We start from the raw sequence: 15,261 nt of genomic DNA, 5'->3' as shown, positions 1-15,261 counted from the left end.
TAAGCGCGCCCTAAGATCCTCAACCTGCGTCCGGATCAAGCGGTTTGACCGATTCCGGATCGCTAGCGTGATGCCCGCACCCCCTGGGACGTCCCCAGCCCCCGTGAATCCGCGAAGGCAGGCACACGCGATGAGCAGTACGCACCGGCGCAAGGTCAGTGGCAGGAACAAGGCGATAGGCGGCATCGTCGCGGCGGCCGTGGCCGGCGGTGGCGCATTCCTGTTCACCGGTATCGCGAACGCGTCGAGCGTCGGCGCCGCGTACACCAGGACCAGCGAGTGGTCCACGGGGTACACCGCCCAGTACGTCGTCTCCAACGACACGAACCAGGCGAAGCCGGACTGGACGCTGGAGTTCGACCTGCCCTCGGGCTCCAAGCTCAGCTCGCTGTGGGACGCGACGTCGACGGTGAGCGGGCAGCACGTCACCGTGAAGCCGCCGTCCTGGGACAAGGACGGCCTGGCGGCCGGCGAGTCCGTCACCGTCGGCTTCGTCGTGAACGGCACCGCGAACCCGACCGGCTGTGTCATCGACGGCACCAAGTGCTCGGTGGACGGCGCGACGCCCGAGCCGAGCGGCCGCCCGACGCAGACCGCGACCCCGACGGCCACCCCCACCCCGACCGCGAGCGCGACGCAGAGCGCGACCCCGAAGCCCACGGCGACCGCCACCGCGACCGCCACGGCGACCCCGTCCCCCACGCAGACCTCGGGCGGCGGCACCACGACGTCCGCGGGCTTCGCGCCCTACGTCGACACCTCCCTCTTCCCCGCCTTCGACCTGCTCAAGGCGGCCGACGCCACCGGCGTGAAGAACTACAACCTCGCCTTCATCACCGACGGCGGCGGCTGCACGCCGAAGTGGGGCGGCGTGAGCGACCTCGCCAGTGACGCGGTCGCGGCGCAGATCGGCGCGCTGCGCGCCAAGGGCGGCGACGTCCGGGTCTCCTTCGGCGGAGCCTCCGGCTCCGAGCTGGCCACGGCCTGCTCCTCGGCGGACACGCTGGCGGCGGCGTACGGCAAGGCCGTGGACGCCTACAAGCTCACCAAGGTCGACTTCGACGTCGAGGGCGGCGCGCTGCCCAACGCGACCGCGAACACGAACCGCGCGAAGGCCATCGCCAAGCTCCAGCAGCAGCACCCGGGCCTGGACGTCTCCTTCACCCTGCCGGTCCTGCCCCAGGGCCTCACCCAGGACGGCGTGAACCTGCTCTCCGACGCCAAGTCCAACGGCGTGAAGATCAACACCGTGAACATCATGGCGATGGACTACGGCCCGGCGTTCAGCGGTGACATGGGCGACCTCGCCCAGCAGGCCGCGACGGCCACCCAGGCGCAGATCAAGAGCGTCCTCGGCCTCTCCGACAGCGCCGCGTGGAAGACCGTCGCCATCACCCCGATGATCGGCGTCAACGACGTCGCCTCGGAGATCTTCAAGGTCGACGACGCCTCGCAGCTGGTGACCTTCGCGCAGTCCAAGGGCATCGGCTGGCTCTCCATGTGGTCCGCCGCCCGTGACAAGCAGTGCGCCGGCGGTGCCAAGAACTCCGCCGACGCGGTCTGCAGCTCCATCGTCCAGAGCGACGGCGCCTTCTCGAAGGCGTTCGCGGCTCTCAAGTAGCCACTGCGAAACGGGGGTTGCGCGCCCCGGCCGGACTTCTCCACCCCCCACCCGGCCGGGGCGTCGTAGCCGGTTCGCGAAAAGGGCCTGGGCCGTGTCCGGTGATCTTCCGGACGCGGCCCAGGCCCTTTCTCTTCCTCACTGTCTCCGAGGCGGCTCCCAGGAGTCGTCCTTGAGCGCGCGGAGCAGACCGGCCAGCGCGTGGGGCGCGGCCGTGGCGACGTCGTGCGGCTGGTCGCTCTCGCGGAGGTGGATGTGACCGGACACCGCCGCCGCCAGTTCCACACAGTTGCCTTCGCCGCCCGTGCTGAACGAGGACTTCTGCCAGGCGAATCGGGGCATGGGGGTTCCTTTCACAGGGCGTACATGACGTGCTGGATCAGGCTCAGGGAGTCACGTGACGCGTGCGACTCCGGTGCCGACTCGGGGTCGACCGGCGCCAGCGCCAGCTCCGACAGCCGCTCGAACATTTTTGTGTACTCGTCGAGATGGTTCGCATCCCGGAGAAAGAGGGAATTCGTCGGGTGCTCCAGGTAGACCGTGTCCAGTTCGGGCGCGGAGCTCCCGTAGAGGACGAACGACTGGGTGTGGGCCGCGTAGATCCCCGCCTCGAACGGGTACACCTGTACGGCCACGTTGGGCAGCCGCGATATCTCCATGAGCCGCAGCAGTTGCCGCCGCATGACCGCCGCGCCCCCCACTTGGGCGTGCAGCGCGGCTTCGTGGACCACGGCCCGGTACGTCACCGGTGACCCGCCGGTGAGCACGCGCTGCCGGGCCAGGCGGAACTCCGCGTAGCGATGGGCGCGTCGGCGGTCTCTCTCGGTGGCTTCCAGCACCGCGCGGGCGTATTCCTCGGTCTGGAGCATTCCGGGGATCACGAGCGGCTCGTGCGTCCGCAGCACCGTCGACAGGGATTCCAGTTCCGCGAGGTCACGGGCCGCCGGTCCGATGATGTCGTTGAACTCGTCCCACCACCCCTTGCCGTTCTCCTGGGCCATCGCCATCAGCGCGTCGAAGTAGGGTCCGGCCGGGCAGCCGTACTCCTGGAGAACCTTGTGCAGGCGGTTGCGCGAGACATCGATGCGTCCGGTCTCGATGTTGCTGATGCGGGCACGGTCGGCGTCGAGGATGGCCGCCGCGCGCTCGCCGGAGAGCCCGGCGTGGACGCGCAGTTTGCGCAGCTCCGCACCGAGCCTGCGCTGACGCTCGCTCGGGTTGCTCCTTGGTGCCATGGCAGACCTCCTCGCGGAGCAGTCTGCCGATCTCTACGCCCGCGAGTCGCCGACCCGTCGGCACGTCACCCGCGTGGGTGACATACGGGGGAGACGCTTGCGTCGGAGGAAAACATTTCCCTACCTTCGAGGCGATCCACCTCGCCCCCGCGCCCCGAGGAAGTACCCCCGATCTCAACGGAGTTGAGGACCCGGGACCTGGTCACCGCGGCCGCGCGCAACCCGAAGGAGCCCCCTCCGATGGAGGATCACCGACGCCCCACCGACGTCTCCCTCGTCTTCCCGCCCCACCCCGTCTGGGTGCGCACCGCCCGGGAGACCGTCCGCACCCTCCTCGCCGCGTCCCACCGGCCCGAACTCACCGACATCGCGGTGCTCCTGACCTCCGAGGCGGTCACCAACGCCGTCAACGCGTGTACCGGCCGGGGCTGTTCGGCGCCGGTGACGCTGTGCGCCGGCTGGGCCGGCCCCCGTCGGCTCCGTGTCCTCGTCCACGACGAGGCTCCGGGTCTTCCCGACTGCCGTGCCCCCGGCCCCGAAGAAGAGGGAGGCCGGGGGATGCAGCTCATCTCGAACGGTGCCGACGCCTGGGGTGTGTGCGGGCACGGGCCGGGGCGGGGCAAGGCGACCTGGTTCGAGCTGGGCCGGTCAGACCTCTGCGGGTGACCGGCCGGGGGCGGTGGTGGTCGCGTCCTCGGGAGACGGGCCCTCGCTGAGGCCGAGCCGTCCGTGCACCGCGCGCAGCGGCTTCGGCGCCCACCAGGCGACGCGGCCCAGCAGCCGCATGGCGGCCGGGACGAGCACTCCCCGAACGGCCACCGCGTCGATCAGGATCGCCAGACCGCTGCCGAGGCCGAACATCTGGATGAAGCTGACGTGCGCCGTGCCGAAGGCGAAGAAACTCACCGCGAGCAGCCCGGCGGCCATGGTCACGATCCGGCCGGTGTGCGAGAGCCCGCTGGTGACCGCGGTCTCGGTGTCGGCCCCCGCGTCGTGGAGCTCCTTGATACGGCTGGTCACGAACACCTCGTAGTCCATGGACAGACCGAAGGCGATGCAGAACATCAGCACGGTCATCGAGGTGTCCATCGGCTGTGGCGTGAAGCCGAGCAGCGAGGACAGATGGCCGTCCTGGAAGATCCACACCATGACGCCGATGGCCGCGGTGAGACTGACGGCGTTCAGGACCAGGGCCCGCAGGGGCTGGACCACACTGCCGGTGAAGAGGAACAGGATCACGAAGGTGCTGCCGGCGACCAGGCCGATGGCGGCCGGGAGCCGGTCCGCGATCGAGGACTTGGAGTCGACGAGCCGGGCGTCCGTGCCGCCGACCAGCGCCTCGGTCCCGCCGGGCGCGTCGACGGCCCGTACGGCCTTGACCAGGTCCTGGGCCTCGTCCGATTTGGGGGTGAGGCCCGTGACGACGCTGATCCGCTGGGCGTCGGCGCGGCCGAGCGAGGCGGCGGCCGGTCCTGGCGGACCGGAACGGCCGTCGGTGTAGGTGCCGGCCGAGGTCTCGACGCGGGCCGCGCCGTCGAGCCGCGACAACGTGGTCGCGTACGTGCCGAGTTCGCCGCGTGACACCGGACCAGTCGTCACGATCTGCACCGCCGACTCGTCGCTGCCGGTGAAGTCGTGCTGGACGGCGGTGGCGACCTGCCGGCTCTGCGCGCTCTCGGGCAGGACCCGTTCGTCGGGTGTGCCGAAGACGACGCCGAGCAGTGGGGAGGCCGCGAGCAGCAGAACGGCCAGGACCGGGAGTGCGGTCAGGGCGGGCCTGCGCATCACCGTGCGGGACAGCCTGGCCCAGAGCGGGGCCTCGGCGCTGCGCACGGTCTTCGCCCAGGGCAGTCGGCCCTTGTTGACGCGGTGGCCCAGCAGGGCGAGCAGGGCCGGCATGACCAGCAGCGCGCTCAGGGCGGCGATGGCCACCACGCCGATGCCCGCGTAGGCGAAGGAGCGCAGGAAGAACTGCGGGAAGACCAGCAGCGCGGCGAGCGCGGCGGCGACGGTCGCGGCGGAGAAGGCGATGGTGCGTCCGGCGGTGCGGACCGTGTGCCGCAGGGCGTCCGGGACCTCGGCGCCCTCCGCGAGGTGTTCGCGGAACCGGCTGATCATGAGGAGCGCGTAGTCGATGCCGAGGCCCAGGCCCAGTGCGGTGGTGAGGTTGATCGAGAACACCGAGACGCTGGTGAGGCTGCCCAGCACGTAGAGCTCGGCGAACGTGCCGACGATCGCGATCAGCCCGATGATCAGCGGCAGCATGGCCGCCACGACACTGCCGAAGGCGATCACCAGCAGGACGAGGATCAGCGGTACGGCGATGGCCTCGGCGACCGCGAGGTCCTTGGCGACCTGGGTGGGCACCTCGTCGCCGACCGCGGCCTCGCCGCCGGCCCGCACGGTCAGCCCGTTCCGGTCGCCGGTGTACCGGCTGATGACCGTCGAGGCGTTGTCGCCCCGCTGGGTGTCGTCGCCCTTGACGTGGGCCAGTACGAGGGCCTGTTTGCCGTCCCGGGAGGCCAGCGCGGAGGCGCCGGTGTCCCAGTACGAGATCACGTTCGACAGGGCGGGCTCGTCCTTGAGCCGGGAGGTCAGGTCGCGCCCGGCGCGGTCGGCGGCCGGGGAGCCGATGGCCCCGCCGTCGTGGGACCGGGCGAGCAGGACGAGGTTGCTCTCGCCGCCGAACTTCTGGTCGATGAGGGCCTGCGCGCGGGCCGAGGGTGCGCTCGGATCCTCGAAGCCGCCGCTCTGGAGCTTGCCGAACGCCCCGAGTCCGACGACGGCCATGGCGACCACGGCGACCGCGGCGAGGGCGAGCAGAAGTCGGCTCCGATGGAGGGCCAGCTGTGCGATGCGGTCGAACACGGTGATCGCCTCCGAATGTTTACGCTGTTAACATCGACGATGGCATAGGATGTTAACGGCGTCAACTTCAAGGGGGGAGGGCCGGAACGGGGGTGCGGGCGGAACCACCGATTCGGGCAGGATGGAGTCATGGAATCGATCACGGGCGGCAGAGCGGACACCGGCGGTGACGCGAGGGCCGAGGGTGACACCGGCTTCGGCGTGGGAGCCGAGGGTGACACCGGCTTCGGCGTGGGAGCCGAGGGTGACACCCGCTCCGGCGCGGGAGTCGACGGCGGCTCCCGTACGGGTGGGAAGGGCACCCCGGATACGGATGCCGGCTCGGGTGCCGACGACGGCTCCGGTGCGGACGGCCGGGGGAAGGCGGCTGCCCGTACGCGGGCCGGTGCCGGCAAGTCGCGGTACCACCACGGTGATCTCCGCAACGCCCTGATCGAGGCCGCGGTCGAACTCGCGAAGGAGGGCGGCCCCGAGCGGGTCGTGCTGCGGGAGGCCGCCCGCAGTGTCGGCGTGTCGCCCACCGCCGCCTACCGCCACTTCGACGGCCAGGGGGAACTGCTGGAGGAGGTGAAGACCCACGGCCAGCAGGCGCTCGCCGCCTCGATGAAAGCGGCCGTACGTGCCCTGCCCGCATCCGACGACCCGGGCGAGGCGGCGGTGCGCAGGACCGAGGCCGTCGGGCGCGGCTACGTCCGCTTCGCGATCGAGCACCCCGGCCTCTACCGCACCGCCTTCTGCCGCACCGCGGCGGCGGCGGAGCACGACTTCACCGGCCTCGAAGTGCCCGACACGGGTGCCGAGTTCGCCGCGTTCAGGGAACTCTCCGACACCCTCGACGCGCTGGTAGCGACGGGCCGGATGCGGCCGGAGAACCGTCCCGCCGCCGAGGCGGCCGCCTGGGCGACCGTGCACGGCCTGTCCCTGCTCATCCTCGACGGCCCACTGGCCCTCCTGCCCCCGGACCAGCGCGACGCGGTGGTGGAACGGACCCTGACCACGATCGTCGCGGGGCTTGTCCGCTAGGGCCTGGCTGACAATGTGCGTCGGATCGGGCCGCGGCGTCCGGTGCCGTGCATCGCAAGGCGGAGGGTCGCCCTCGTACTGGGCGTACTCGGGCGTGCCCGACAACGCGGCGTGGGGGTCCCCCCTGCTCGAAGAGCCTGGGGGGCGGTGCCGGGCGCCGCGGGCCCGGCGGGAATTGTCGGCCACACCCCTGGGACCTGGCAGGGGTGTGGCCGACGGCCGAGCGCCGTCACCGGCCGGGTGCCATGTGCGCTCGTATGGACAGCGGGGCCGGCTGGTACGCAGGCGATGCGGCAGAGCTGTGACGCGGCTCACCAGGAAAAGGTGACAGGACGTTGTCGCGGACGGCTGCGACTGTCGACAGCATGACGATCACAGACGAGGACTGCCTCGCCGAGACCCTGAAGTTCAACGAGTGCTTCGCCGCCGCCGCGGCGAGCCGCCCGGCGCGCGAAGGAGTGCCGGACGCAACCCTGCTGGCCGCCCTGCGGCGCAACCGGCTCGCCGGCGACACGCCACCGGTGAGACTGCCGCAGGGCCAGGACCGCGTCATCGCGGGTGGAGTGAAAGCCCGCGTGTTCGTACCCGACCACGTCGACGGCGTGTACCTGCACATACACGGCGGCGGCTGGGCGTTCGGCTCCGCCGACGGGCAGGACGAGAGGCTGTGGCGGCTCGCCGAGCAGGCACGGCTGGCCGTGGTGAGCGTGGAGTACCGCCTCGCGCCGGAACACCCGTTCCCGGCCGGGCCCGACGACTGTGAAGCGGCCGCCCGATGGCTGGTGGACCACGCCGCGGCCGAGTTCGGCACTCGACGGCTCCTGATCGGCGGTGAGTCGGCCGGTGCCCACCTGAGTGTCGTGACACTGCTGCGCCTTCGCGACCGGCACGGCATCACCGCCGAGTTCCGGGCCGCCCACCTGCTTTTCGGCCCCTACGACCTGTCGATGACACCGAGCCAGCGACTGTTCGGATCAAAGCGGCTGCTGAGCAACACCGAAACGCTGAGGGGCAGTTATGAGCTGTTCACACCGGAAATGGGGACGGAACAGCGCCGCGGTCCCGAAGTCTCACCGCTGTTCGCCGACCTGACGGGCTTGCCGCCCGCCCGAATCGTCGTCGGCACCGAGGATCCACTCCTGGACGACTCGCTGTTCCTGGCCCAACGCTGGCAGGCGGCAGGGGCGCCGGTGCAACTCGGTGTCGTCGCCGGCGCGATGCACGGCTTCACCCTGTTCCCCCTGACCGTCACCGAGCGGGAACTGCGGCGCGAGCGGGACTTCCTGTCCACCGCGGGAAGGTAGCGTCGGCCGCGTGAACCGCACTACTCGGCTCTACGCGCTGGTGGAAGAGTTGCGCGCGGCGGCGCCGCGGCCGCTGACGGTCGCCGCGCTCGCCGCGCGATTCGAGGTGAACACCCGCACGGTGCAGCGTGACCTCCAGGCGCTGATGGAGGCCGGTGTCCCGGTGCGCGCCACACCAGGGCGAGGCGGTGGCTGGTCGATCGACCCGGAGATGACCCTGCCCCCGATCCGTTTCACCGCCGCCGAAGCCTCGGCACTGGCCGTCGCGCTCGCCGCGGCGGACGCCTCCGCCCCGTACGCCGGTGCGGCCCGCGCGGCGGCCCAGAAGATCGCGGCTTCGATGACCGGTCCCGCCTCGGTGGCGGCACAGGAACTCGCCGCACGGATCGTCACGCTGCCCTCCCCGACCGACTCCACGGTCCGCGCCGCGGTGGAGCAGGCTCTCACCACGAACTCGGTCCTGCGGCTGTCCTACATCGACGCGGCGGGACGCGAGAGCGACCGCGTGGTGGAACCGGCCGGACTGCTGACCGCCGACGGCCGCTGGTACCTCATCGCCTGGTGTCGCACACGGCAGGCCGGCCGGGGCTTCCGGCTCGACCGCATCACAGCGGCGGCTCCGGCCGATGAGCGGGCGCGGCCCCATGATCTGACCCGGCTGCTGCTCGGCTCGGCCGCAGCCGGAGCGGTGCGGCCCACCGCGCTGGCCTCACTCACGCAGCCGCCCGGGAAACGGAAGGCACCGCCTCGGTGAATCTTCCCGTCACCGCCCCAGGGATGAGGTTCGGATCGCCCCGGGGCCGTGGGAGGGACGGCGCGTGGGCGAGGTCCGTGCGGTGGGGGAACGCGGTCGAACGCGGCGGGGCGCGGCACCCCCCTCGGGTGTCGCGCCCCGTCCCCCGTGTCCCCCGGGCGATGGCCTACTCGGCGGGCGTCACCGGCGCCAGCGTTCCCGTGCGGGCCGCCCGGCTGTACCAGTGGGCGCTCGACTTCGGGGTGCGGATCTGGGTCGCGTAGTCGACGTAGACCGCGCCGAAGCGCTTGCCGTAGCCGTAGGACCACTCGAAGTTGTCCATCAGGGACCAGAGGTAGTAGCCGCGGACGTCCGCGCCGTCGGCGATCGCGCGGTGCACGGCGGTCAGGTGGCCGTTGAGGTAGGAGATGCGCTCGGGGTCGTGGACGCGGCCGTCCGGGTCCGGCTTGTCGTCGTAGGCCGCGCCGTTCTCCGTGATGTACAGGGGCAGGCCCGGCGCCTCACGGGTGTACCGCATGATCAGGTCGTGCAGGCCCGACGGGTCGATCGTCCAGCCCATCTCCGTGCGCTCGCCCGGGGTCTGGTGGAACGCGACGTCGTCCGCGCCCGGCCAGGGGGAGTGCGAGCTGGCGCCGTGGCCGTCCGCGCGCGGACCGTCGGCGGGAGCGGCGGCGCCCGAAATCAGCGTGGGCGTGTAGTAGTTGAGGCCGAGCGCGTCCAACGGCTGGTGGGTCGCCGCGAGATCGCCGTCCTGGACGAACGACCAGTCGGTGATCGACCGCGTCGCCGCGAGCAAGGTCTGAGGGTAGGCGCCGTGCAGCATCGGGCCGTGGAAGACGCCGTTGGCCAGGTCGTCGATGCGCTGGACCGCGTTCAAGTCCGCCGGGTCCTGTGAAACCGGCCTGACCACGGAGGAGTTGAGGCTCACCGCGACCGAGTTGCGGGCCGGCATCACGGAACGGAGCGCCGAAGTCCCGAGCCCGTGCGCAAGGTTCAGGTGATGGGCCGCGCGCAGCGCCGCGGCCGGGTCTGTCCGGCCGGGGGCGTGCACCCCGGAGCCGTACCCCAAAAAGGCGCTGCACCAGGGCTCGTTCAGCGTGATCCACTGCTCCACGCGGTCACCCAGCGCCTCGCCCACGATCTGCGCGTACTCGGCGAATCGCAGCGCCGTCTCCCGCTCGGGCCAGCCGCCCGCGTCCTCCAGGTCCTGCGGCAGGTCCCAGTGGTAGAGGGTGATGGCCGGTTTGATGCCGTGCGCCAGCAGTTCGTCGACCAGACGCCGGTAGAAGTCGAGGCCGCGCTGGACCGCGGGACCCCGGCCGGTCGGCTGCACGCGCGACCAGGAGACCGAGAAGCGGTACGCGCCCAGTCCGAGGTCCGCCATCAGGGCCACGTCGTCGCGGTAGCGGTGGTAGTGGTCGACAGCGATGTCACCGTGTTCGCCGCCGGCCGTTTTGCCGGGTGTATGGCTGAAGGTGTCCCAGATCGAGGGCGTACGGCCGTCCTCCCGTACCGCTCCCTCGATCTGGTACGCGGAGGTCGCCGCGCCCCAGAGGAAGGCCGGAGGAAAGGTCACGGACGTAATGGGCTCAGGCATGGAAGCGCTCCCAAGGGGGGTCGTGAGACCGACGGGTTGGAGGAGGGGAGGGACAAAGGGGGCCGAGGCGGCGCCGGCCCGGCCCCCTGGAGGGCGGTCAGCCCTTGATCGCGCCCTGCATGATCCCGCCCACGATCTGCTTGCCGAACAGGAGGAAGGCGATGAGCAGCGGCAACGTGCCGAGCAGCGCGCCCGCCATGATCACGGCCTGGTCGGGGATGTAACCGGTTCCCAGCGCCATGAGGGCGACCTGCACCGTCGGCTCCTGCTGGTTCAGGGCGATGATCGGCCACAGGAAGTCGTTCCAGGCCATCACGAACGTCAGCAGGCCGAGCACCGCCATCGCCGGGCGCGCCGCCGGGAAGACGACGTGCCACACCACGCGCAGACTGTTCGCGCCGTCCACCCGCGCCGCCTCGATCAGTTCGGAGGGCAGCGCCTGGATCAGGTACTGCCGCATGAAGAACGTGCCGAAAGCGCTCACCAGGGTGGGCAGGATGACCGTCTGCAGCTGGTTCGACCAGCCCAGGTCGCTCATCCACAGATACAGCGGTACGACGGCGAGCTGCGGCGGGATCATCATCGTGCCGATGGTCAGCAGCAGCAGAAGACCGGAGAACTTGAACCGCAGCTTGGCGAAGGCGAACCCGGCGAGCGTGGAGAACACGACCGTACCGACGGTGATGGTTCCGGCGACGATCGTGGAGTTGACCATCGCGGTGCCGAGCCCGGCCTGTTCCCACGCGGCCTGGAGGTTCTTGAACAGGTTCCCGCCGAACCACAGCGGCGGTGGTGTCTGCGCCAGCCGCTGGTTGTTCCGTGAGGCCGCGATGGCCGTCCAGACCAGCGGAGCGAGCGAGACCAGCGCGAAGACGATCAGGACGACATAGGTGGCCGGGCCCGCGTGCAGTTGCTTGCCCGCGCCGAGCACCCGACGCCGTCCGGGGACCCGGTCGGCCTGGGTTCCCTTCGCCTCCGCCTGGGGGGAAGTCAGTTCAGTGGTGGTCATTGGGATTTCCTCAGCCGTCGGGTGATCAGCAGGTTGAGCGCGGCGATGATCAGCAGGATCAGGAACATCGTCCATGCGATCGCCGACGCCTTGCCGAGGTTGCCGATGCCCCAGCCCTGGTCGTACATGTACAGGCCGAGCGTCTGGTACTGGTGCGCGGAGCCGCCCTTCGAGCCGCTGACACCGCCGAACAGGAGCGGCTCACCGAACAGCTGCGTCGCGCCGATCGTGGACACGACCACGGTGAAGAGGATCGTCGGCCGCAGCATGGGGACCGTCACATGGCGGAACTGCTGCCAGCGGCCCGCGCCGTCGAGAGCCGCCGACTCGTACAGGTCGGCGGGGATCGCCTGCATCGCCGCGAGGTAGATCAGCGCGTTGTAGCCGGTCCACCGCCAGATCACGATCGAGGAGACGGCGAACTGCGAACCCCAGTCCGACTCGCGCCAGTTGATCGCGTGGACCCCGACGAAGTGCAGCAGCCAGTTGACCATGCCGCCGTCCCACGAGTACAGCAGCGTGAAGACGAGCGTCGCCGCCGCCACCGAGGTGGCGTACGGGGTGAGCATCACGACCCGCCACACGGTCGAGCCGCGCAGCCGGTAGTTGAGCAGGTGGGCTATCCCCAGTGCCATGAGCAACTGCGGCACCGTGGAGATCACGCCGATGGTGAAGGTGTTCTCCAGAGCGTTCCAGAAGAACTCCGAGGACAGCAGGTTCTTGTAGTTGTCCAGGCCCGCCCAGGTCTGATGGTCCAGACCGGACAGCTGCACGCTGTGCAGCGAGTACCAGGCCGTGTAGAGCAACGGTACGAGTCCGAAGGCACCGAAGATGATGAAGAAGGGGGCGACGAACGCGTACGGAGACGCCTTCATGTCCCAGCGGTACAGCCGGCTGCGCCAGGAATTCGGGCCGGGCGCCGGCGTACCGCGACCCTGAGCGCCCCGGGCCGCGCCCGGCTGTGAGCCGGGCGCGGCGTCGGCGCTCGTCGCGGTCTGCGCGAGAGCCTGCTTGGAGCTGGTCACTGGCCGAGCACGTCCTTGATCTCCGCCTTTGCCGCGTTCCAGCCCTGGTCGGGCGTCTTGCCCTTCTGCTCGACCTGGAGGATGCCCACGTCGGTGATCGCGGTGCCGATCGGCTGGTCCTTGGTGCCGAAGATCTGGACCGGGATGGTCTTCGCCGAGTCGGCGAAGATCTGCGTGATCGGGGCGTCCGAGAAGTACGCCGTGGTGTCGGCGGCCGGCTTCAGGTTCGCGTACGCCGCCGGGGTCGACGGGAAGCTGGCCTGCTTGGCGAAGACCTTCGCCTGCTGCTCGGGAGCGGTCAGCCACTTGGCCAGCGCGACGGCCTCCTTCTGGTGCTTGCCCGCCACCGGCACGCCGATGAACGAGCCGCCCCAGTTGGCCGCGGTCGGCGCGGCCGCCACGTCCCACTTGCCCTTGCCCGAGTCACCGGACTTCTGCTCGATGTAGCCGATCATCCACGCGGGGCAGGCCACTGTCGCGAACGAGCCCTTGGCGAAGCCCTGGTCCCACGTCGGGTCGAACTGCTTGAGCTTCGCCGACATGTTGCTGGTCGCCACCGCCATCGCGGCGTTCCAGGACTTCTTCACCCCCGAGGACTTGTCCCAGATGACGTTGCCGTCCTTGTCGTAGTACCGCTCGCTCTCGCCACCGAGCGCCGCGTTGTAGACCGAGGAGGCGGAGTCCACGAACTTGGTGCCGCTAGGCGCCTTCTTCATGTAGTCCTTGCCGACGGCGACGTACTTGGACCAGTCGCCCTTCCACTGAGCGGCGAGCTTGGTGCGGTCCGTCTCCAGACCGGCCTTCGCGAACAGGTCCTTGCGGTAGCAGATCGCCATCGGACCGATGTCGGTGCCGAGACCGATCGTCTTGCCGTCCTTGGTGGTGGCCTGGGCGGTCTTCCAGCCCAGCCATTGCGACTTGTCGACCTCCTTGCCGAGGTCGACGAACTTGTCGGCCTGGGTCTGGACGGCCTCGGTGATGTTGCCGATCTCGATCGCCTGGATGTCGTCGGTGCCGGAACCGGCCTGCAGACGGGTGAGCGTCTTGGGCCAGTAGACGTCGGTACGAGTGGTGACGTTCTCCTTGATCGAGATGTTCGGGTGCAGCTTCATGTACTCGTCGTAGAGGCCGGCCTCCTTGTAGCCGAACACCCCGAACGTACCGATGGTCAGCTGGGTCTTGCCCTTGCTTCCCCCGTCCGCGTTCGAACCGCTGTCCGAGTCCTTGGAACAGCCGGCCAGCAGCCCTGCGGTCATCGCTGCGACGGCCGCGATGGCCCCCAGCCTGCGGGACCGGCGGGTACTCGTGCGCATTGCGTCCTCCTGTTGCCTGACGTGCCGACCCCCCGGCCAACTGCATTGGTGGCGCCCGTTGTTACTCGCTGCGGCTCGGGCGGGGAACGTGCGGGTTGTGTATGTGTCAGGTACTGTGGGAGCGCTCCCACCAGTGATGTGTTGAAGAGTCGTCGGTTCGAGCGGGGGTGTCAAGGGTGGGGGAGCGGAGAGATGCGTTCAGTTATCGGCCTGTTAGCTGAAGATGTCATTCCGCCACATGGCCCGAAGAGTCTTATAGCCCGTTCGGCGCTCGAAGACGAGCGCCCGGTGCGACAAGGGCTCCGGGGGTGGCGGCCCAGTGTCGCTCGGTTCCTCGGACGAGGCTGTTAGATTCCAGGCCAACTTGGTATCGACGGGAGGCGGAGCCCATGGCAGTCCACGGAGCGCGGGGCCGCAGCGGTGGGCGGCCGACCCTCGAAGAGGTGGCAGCGCGCGCGGGAGTGGGCCGCGGCACGGTCTCCCGGGTGATCAACGGCTCCCCGCGGGTCAGCGACGCGACCCGCGCCGCGGTCGAGGCGGCGGTCGCGGAGCTCGGGTACGTCCCGAACACGGCGGCCCGCGCCCTCGCGGCCAACCGCACGGACGCGATCGCCCTGGTCGTCCCCGAACCCGAGACCCGGTTCTTCGCGGAGCCGTACTTCTCGGACATGCTGCGCGGTGTCGGTGCCGAACTCTCCGAGACCGAGATGCAGTTGCTGCTGATATTCGCGGGCAGCGACCGGGAGCGGCAGCGCCTCGCCCAGTACCTGGCGGCGCACCGGGTGGACGGTGTCCTGCTCGTCTCGGTGCACGCCGACGACCCGCTCCCCGACCTGCTCTCCCAACTGGAGATCCCGGCGGTGATCAGCGGCCGTCGCTCGGCGGAGGAGACGCTTCCGTCGGTGGACTCCGACAACTTCGGCGGCGGGCGCGCGGCCGTGGAGCACCTGATCGCCCGGGGCCGCCGCAGAGTCGTCCACCTGGCCGGCCGTATGGACGTCTACGGCGCCCAGCGACGCGTCGACGGCTACCGCCAGGGCCTGCTCGACGCGGGCCGCGTGGCGGACGACCGGCTGATCGTCCCCGGCGACTTCACCGAGGAAGGGGGCCGGCGTGCCATGTCCCTGCTGCTGGAGCGCTGCCCCGACCTCGACGCGGTCTTCGCCGGCTCCGACGTCATGGCGGCGGGCGCCCGGCAGGTGCTGCGCGAGAGCGGCCGCCGCATCCCGGACGACGTGGCGCTCATCGGTTACGACGACTCCGCCATCGCCCGCCACATGGACCCGCCCCTCACCAGCGTCCGCCAGCCCATCGAGGAGATGGGCCGCGCCATGATCGACCTCCTCCTCGGCGAGATCGCGGACCGCCGCCCCGCGGTCTCCCGGGGGCTGGAGAAGCGGCAGCTGGTGCTGCCGGCGGAACTGGTGGTGCGGGCGTCGTCGTAGGGCGCCCGGATTCACTCGGGTCGTCCGGCCTGCGGCTTCTGTCCTTCGTGGGCGGCCGGGTAGGGCA

At 70.4% G+C, this 15,261-nt stretch carries 13 protein-coding genes; 6 read left to right on the top strand and 7 right to left on the bottom strand.

The window, feature by feature from the left end; translation table 11 throughout:
- Positions 1–130: 130 nt before the first annotated feature.
- On the top strand, positions 131–1,621 hold the full coding sequence (locus tag ACFYR3_RS25160) for a cellulose binding domain-containing protein (protein WP_356780961.1): 1,491 nt from the start codon (positions 131–133) through the stop codon (positions 1,619–1,621).
- Positions 1,622–1,759: 138 nt separating this feature from the next.
- Here ACFYR3_RS25160 and ACFYR3_RS25155 read toward each other — a convergent pair whose 3' ends face one another.
- Both ACFYR3_RS25155 and ACFYR3_RS25150 read right to left on the bottom strand, forming a co-directional pair.
- Positions 1,760–1,963, bottom strand: coding sequence for a DUF397 domain-containing protein (locus ACFYR3_RS25155; protein WP_389284777.1), 204 nt, complete (start codon positions 1,961–1,963; stop codon positions 1,760–1,762).
- 11 nt (positions 1,964–1,974) lie between these two features.
- Positions 1,975–2,856 carry a helix-turn-helix transcriptional regulator gene (locus tag ACFYR3_RS25150; protein ID WP_355850903.1) on the bottom strand — a complete coding sequence of 294 codons (882 nt, stop codon included), beginning with the start codon at positions 2,854–2,856 and terminating at the stop codon, positions 1,975–1,977.
- Positions 2,857–3,096: 240 nt separating this feature from the next.
- Between ACFYR3_RS25150 and ACFYR3_RS25145 the strand changes: the two genes are divergently transcribed.
- Positions 3,097–3,522, top strand: a complete 426-nt coding sequence (locus ACFYR3_RS25145; protein ID WP_355850900.1) for an ATP-binding protein — start codon at positions 3,097–3,099, stop codon at positions 3,520–3,522.
- Here the strand turns inward: ACFYR3_RS25145 and ACFYR3_RS25140 are convergent.
- The gene (locus tag ACFYR3_RS25140; protein ID WP_389284776.1) at positions 3,505–5,724 is read right to left on the bottom strand and encodes an MMPL family transporter; all 2,220 of its coding nucleotides are present in this window, start codon (positions 5,722–5,724) and stop codon (positions 3,505–3,507) included. The genes ACFYR3_RS25145 and ACFYR3_RS25140 overlap by 18 nt on opposite strands.
- Before the next feature lie 129 nt (positions 5,725–5,853).
- On the opposite strand from ACFYR3_RS25140, the gene ACFYR3_RS25135 reads away from it, so the two are divergent.
- The 3 genes from ACFYR3_RS25135 (at position 5,854) to ACFYR3_RS25125 (ending at position 8,805) form a co-directional block, all read left to right on the top strand.
- The gene (locus ACFYR3_RS25135; protein WP_389284775.1) at positions 5,854–6,747 is read left to right on the top strand and encodes a TetR/AcrR family transcriptional regulator; all 894 of its coding nucleotides are present in this window, start codon (positions 5,854–5,856) and stop codon (positions 6,745–6,747) included.
- Positions 6,748–7,112: 365 nt separating this feature from the next.
- Positions 7,113–8,051: an alpha/beta hydrolase gene (locus tag ACFYR3_RS25130; RefSeq protein ID WP_355850891.1), complete on the top strand. Its 939-nt coding sequence runs from the start codon at positions 7,113–7,115 to the stop codon at positions 8,049–8,051.
- 10 nt (positions 8,052–8,061) lie between these two features.
- Positions 8,062–8,805 (top strand): WYL domain-containing protein, encoded by a 744-nt coding sequence (locus tag ACFYR3_RS25125; RefSeq protein WP_355850888.1) that lies wholly within the window; start codon positions 8,062–8,064, stop codon positions 8,803–8,805.
- Between the two features lie 166 nt (positions 8,806–8,971).
- On the opposite strand, the gene ACFYR3_RS25120 is transcribed toward ACFYR3_RS25125, so the two are convergent.
- The 4 genes from ACFYR3_RS25120 to ACFYR3_RS25105 form a co-directional block, all read right to left on the bottom strand.
- Positions 8,972–10,402: a GH1 family beta-glucosidase gene (locus ACFYR3_RS25120; RefSeq protein WP_389284774.1), complete on the bottom strand. Its 1,431-nt coding sequence runs from the start codon at positions 10,400–10,402 to the stop codon at positions 8,972–8,974.
- A 97-nt stretch (positions 10,403–10,499) separates the two neighbouring features.
- Positions 10,500–11,411 (bottom strand): carbohydrate ABC transporter permease, encoded by a 912-nt coding sequence (locus ACFYR3_RS25115; RefSeq protein WP_355850882.1) that lies wholly within the window; start codon positions 11,409–11,411, stop codon positions 10,500–10,502.
- Positions 11,408–12,436, bottom strand: a complete 1,029-nt coding sequence (locus tag ACFYR3_RS25110; RefSeq protein WP_355850879.1) for a sugar ABC transporter permease — start codon at positions 12,434–12,436, stop codon at positions 11,408–11,410. The genes ACFYR3_RS25115 and ACFYR3_RS25110 overlap by 4 nt, the downstream gene beginning before the upstream one ends.
- Positions 12,433–13,749 carry an ABC transporter substrate-binding protein gene (locus ACFYR3_RS25105; protein WP_355850876.1) on the bottom strand — a complete coding sequence of 439 codons (1,317 nt, stop codon included), beginning with the start codon at positions 13,747–13,749 and terminating at the stop codon, positions 12,433–12,435. The genes ACFYR3_RS25110 and ACFYR3_RS25105 overlap by 4 nt, the downstream gene beginning before the upstream one ends.
- Before the next feature lie 389 nt (positions 13,750–14,138).
- Between ACFYR3_RS25105 and ACFYR3_RS25100 the strand changes: the two genes are divergently transcribed.
- Positions 14,139–15,194: a LacI family DNA-binding transcriptional regulator gene (locus ACFYR3_RS25100; RefSeq protein ID WP_389284773.1), complete on the top strand. Its 1,056-nt coding sequence runs from the start codon at positions 14,139–14,141 to the stop codon at positions 15,192–15,194.
- Positions 15,195–15,261: the final 67 nt, after the last annotated feature.

It is taken from the genome of Streptomyces sp. NPDC005784 (genome assembly GCF_042871525.1).
Classification (GTDB): Bacteria; Actinomycetota; Actinomycetes; order Streptomycetales; family Streptomycetaceae; genus Streptomyces.
This window is presented reverse-complemented; position numbering and strand designations above follow the sequence as displayed.

Coding starts and splice junctions, on each gene's coding strand:
- ACFYR3_RS25160 (WP_356780961.1), top strand. CDS start 131: ATGAGCAGTACGCACCGGCGCAAGGTCAGTGGCAGGAACAAGGCGATA.
- ACFYR3_RS25155 (WP_389284777.1), bottom strand. CDS start 1,963: ATGCCCCGATTCGCCTGGCAGAAGTCCTCGTTCAGCACGGGCGGCGAA.
- ACFYR3_RS25150 (WP_355850903.1), bottom strand. CDS start 2,856: ATGGCACCAAGGAGCAACCCGAGCGAGCGTCAGCGCAGGCTCGGTGCG.
- ACFYR3_RS25145 (WP_355850900.1), top strand. CDS start 3,097: ATGGAGGATCACCGACGCCCCACCGACGTCTCCCTCGTCTTCCCGCCC.
- ACFYR3_RS25135 (WP_389284775.1), top strand. CDS start 5,854: ATGGAATCGATCACGGGCGGCAGAGCGGACACCGGCGGTGACGCGAGG.
- ACFYR3_RS25130 (WP_355850891.1), top strand. CDS start 7,113: ATGACGATCACAGACGAGGACTGCCTCGCCGAGACCCTGAAGTTCAAC.
- ACFYR3_RS25120 (WP_389284774.1), bottom strand. CDS start 10,402: ATGCCTGAGCCCATTACGTCCGTGACCTTTCCTCCGGCCTTCCTCTGG.
- ACFYR3_RS25115 (WP_355850882.1), bottom strand. CDS start 11,411: ATGACCACCACTGAACTGACTTCCCCCCAGGCGGAGGCGAAGGGAACC.
- ACFYR3_RS25105 (WP_355850876.1), bottom strand. CDS start 13,749: ATGCGCACGAGTACCCGCCGGTCCCGCAGGCTGGGGGCCATCGCGGCC.
- ACFYR3_RS25100 (WP_389284773.1), top strand. CDS start 14,139: ATGGCAGTCCACGGAGCGCGGGGCCGCAGCGGTGGGCGGCCGACCCTC.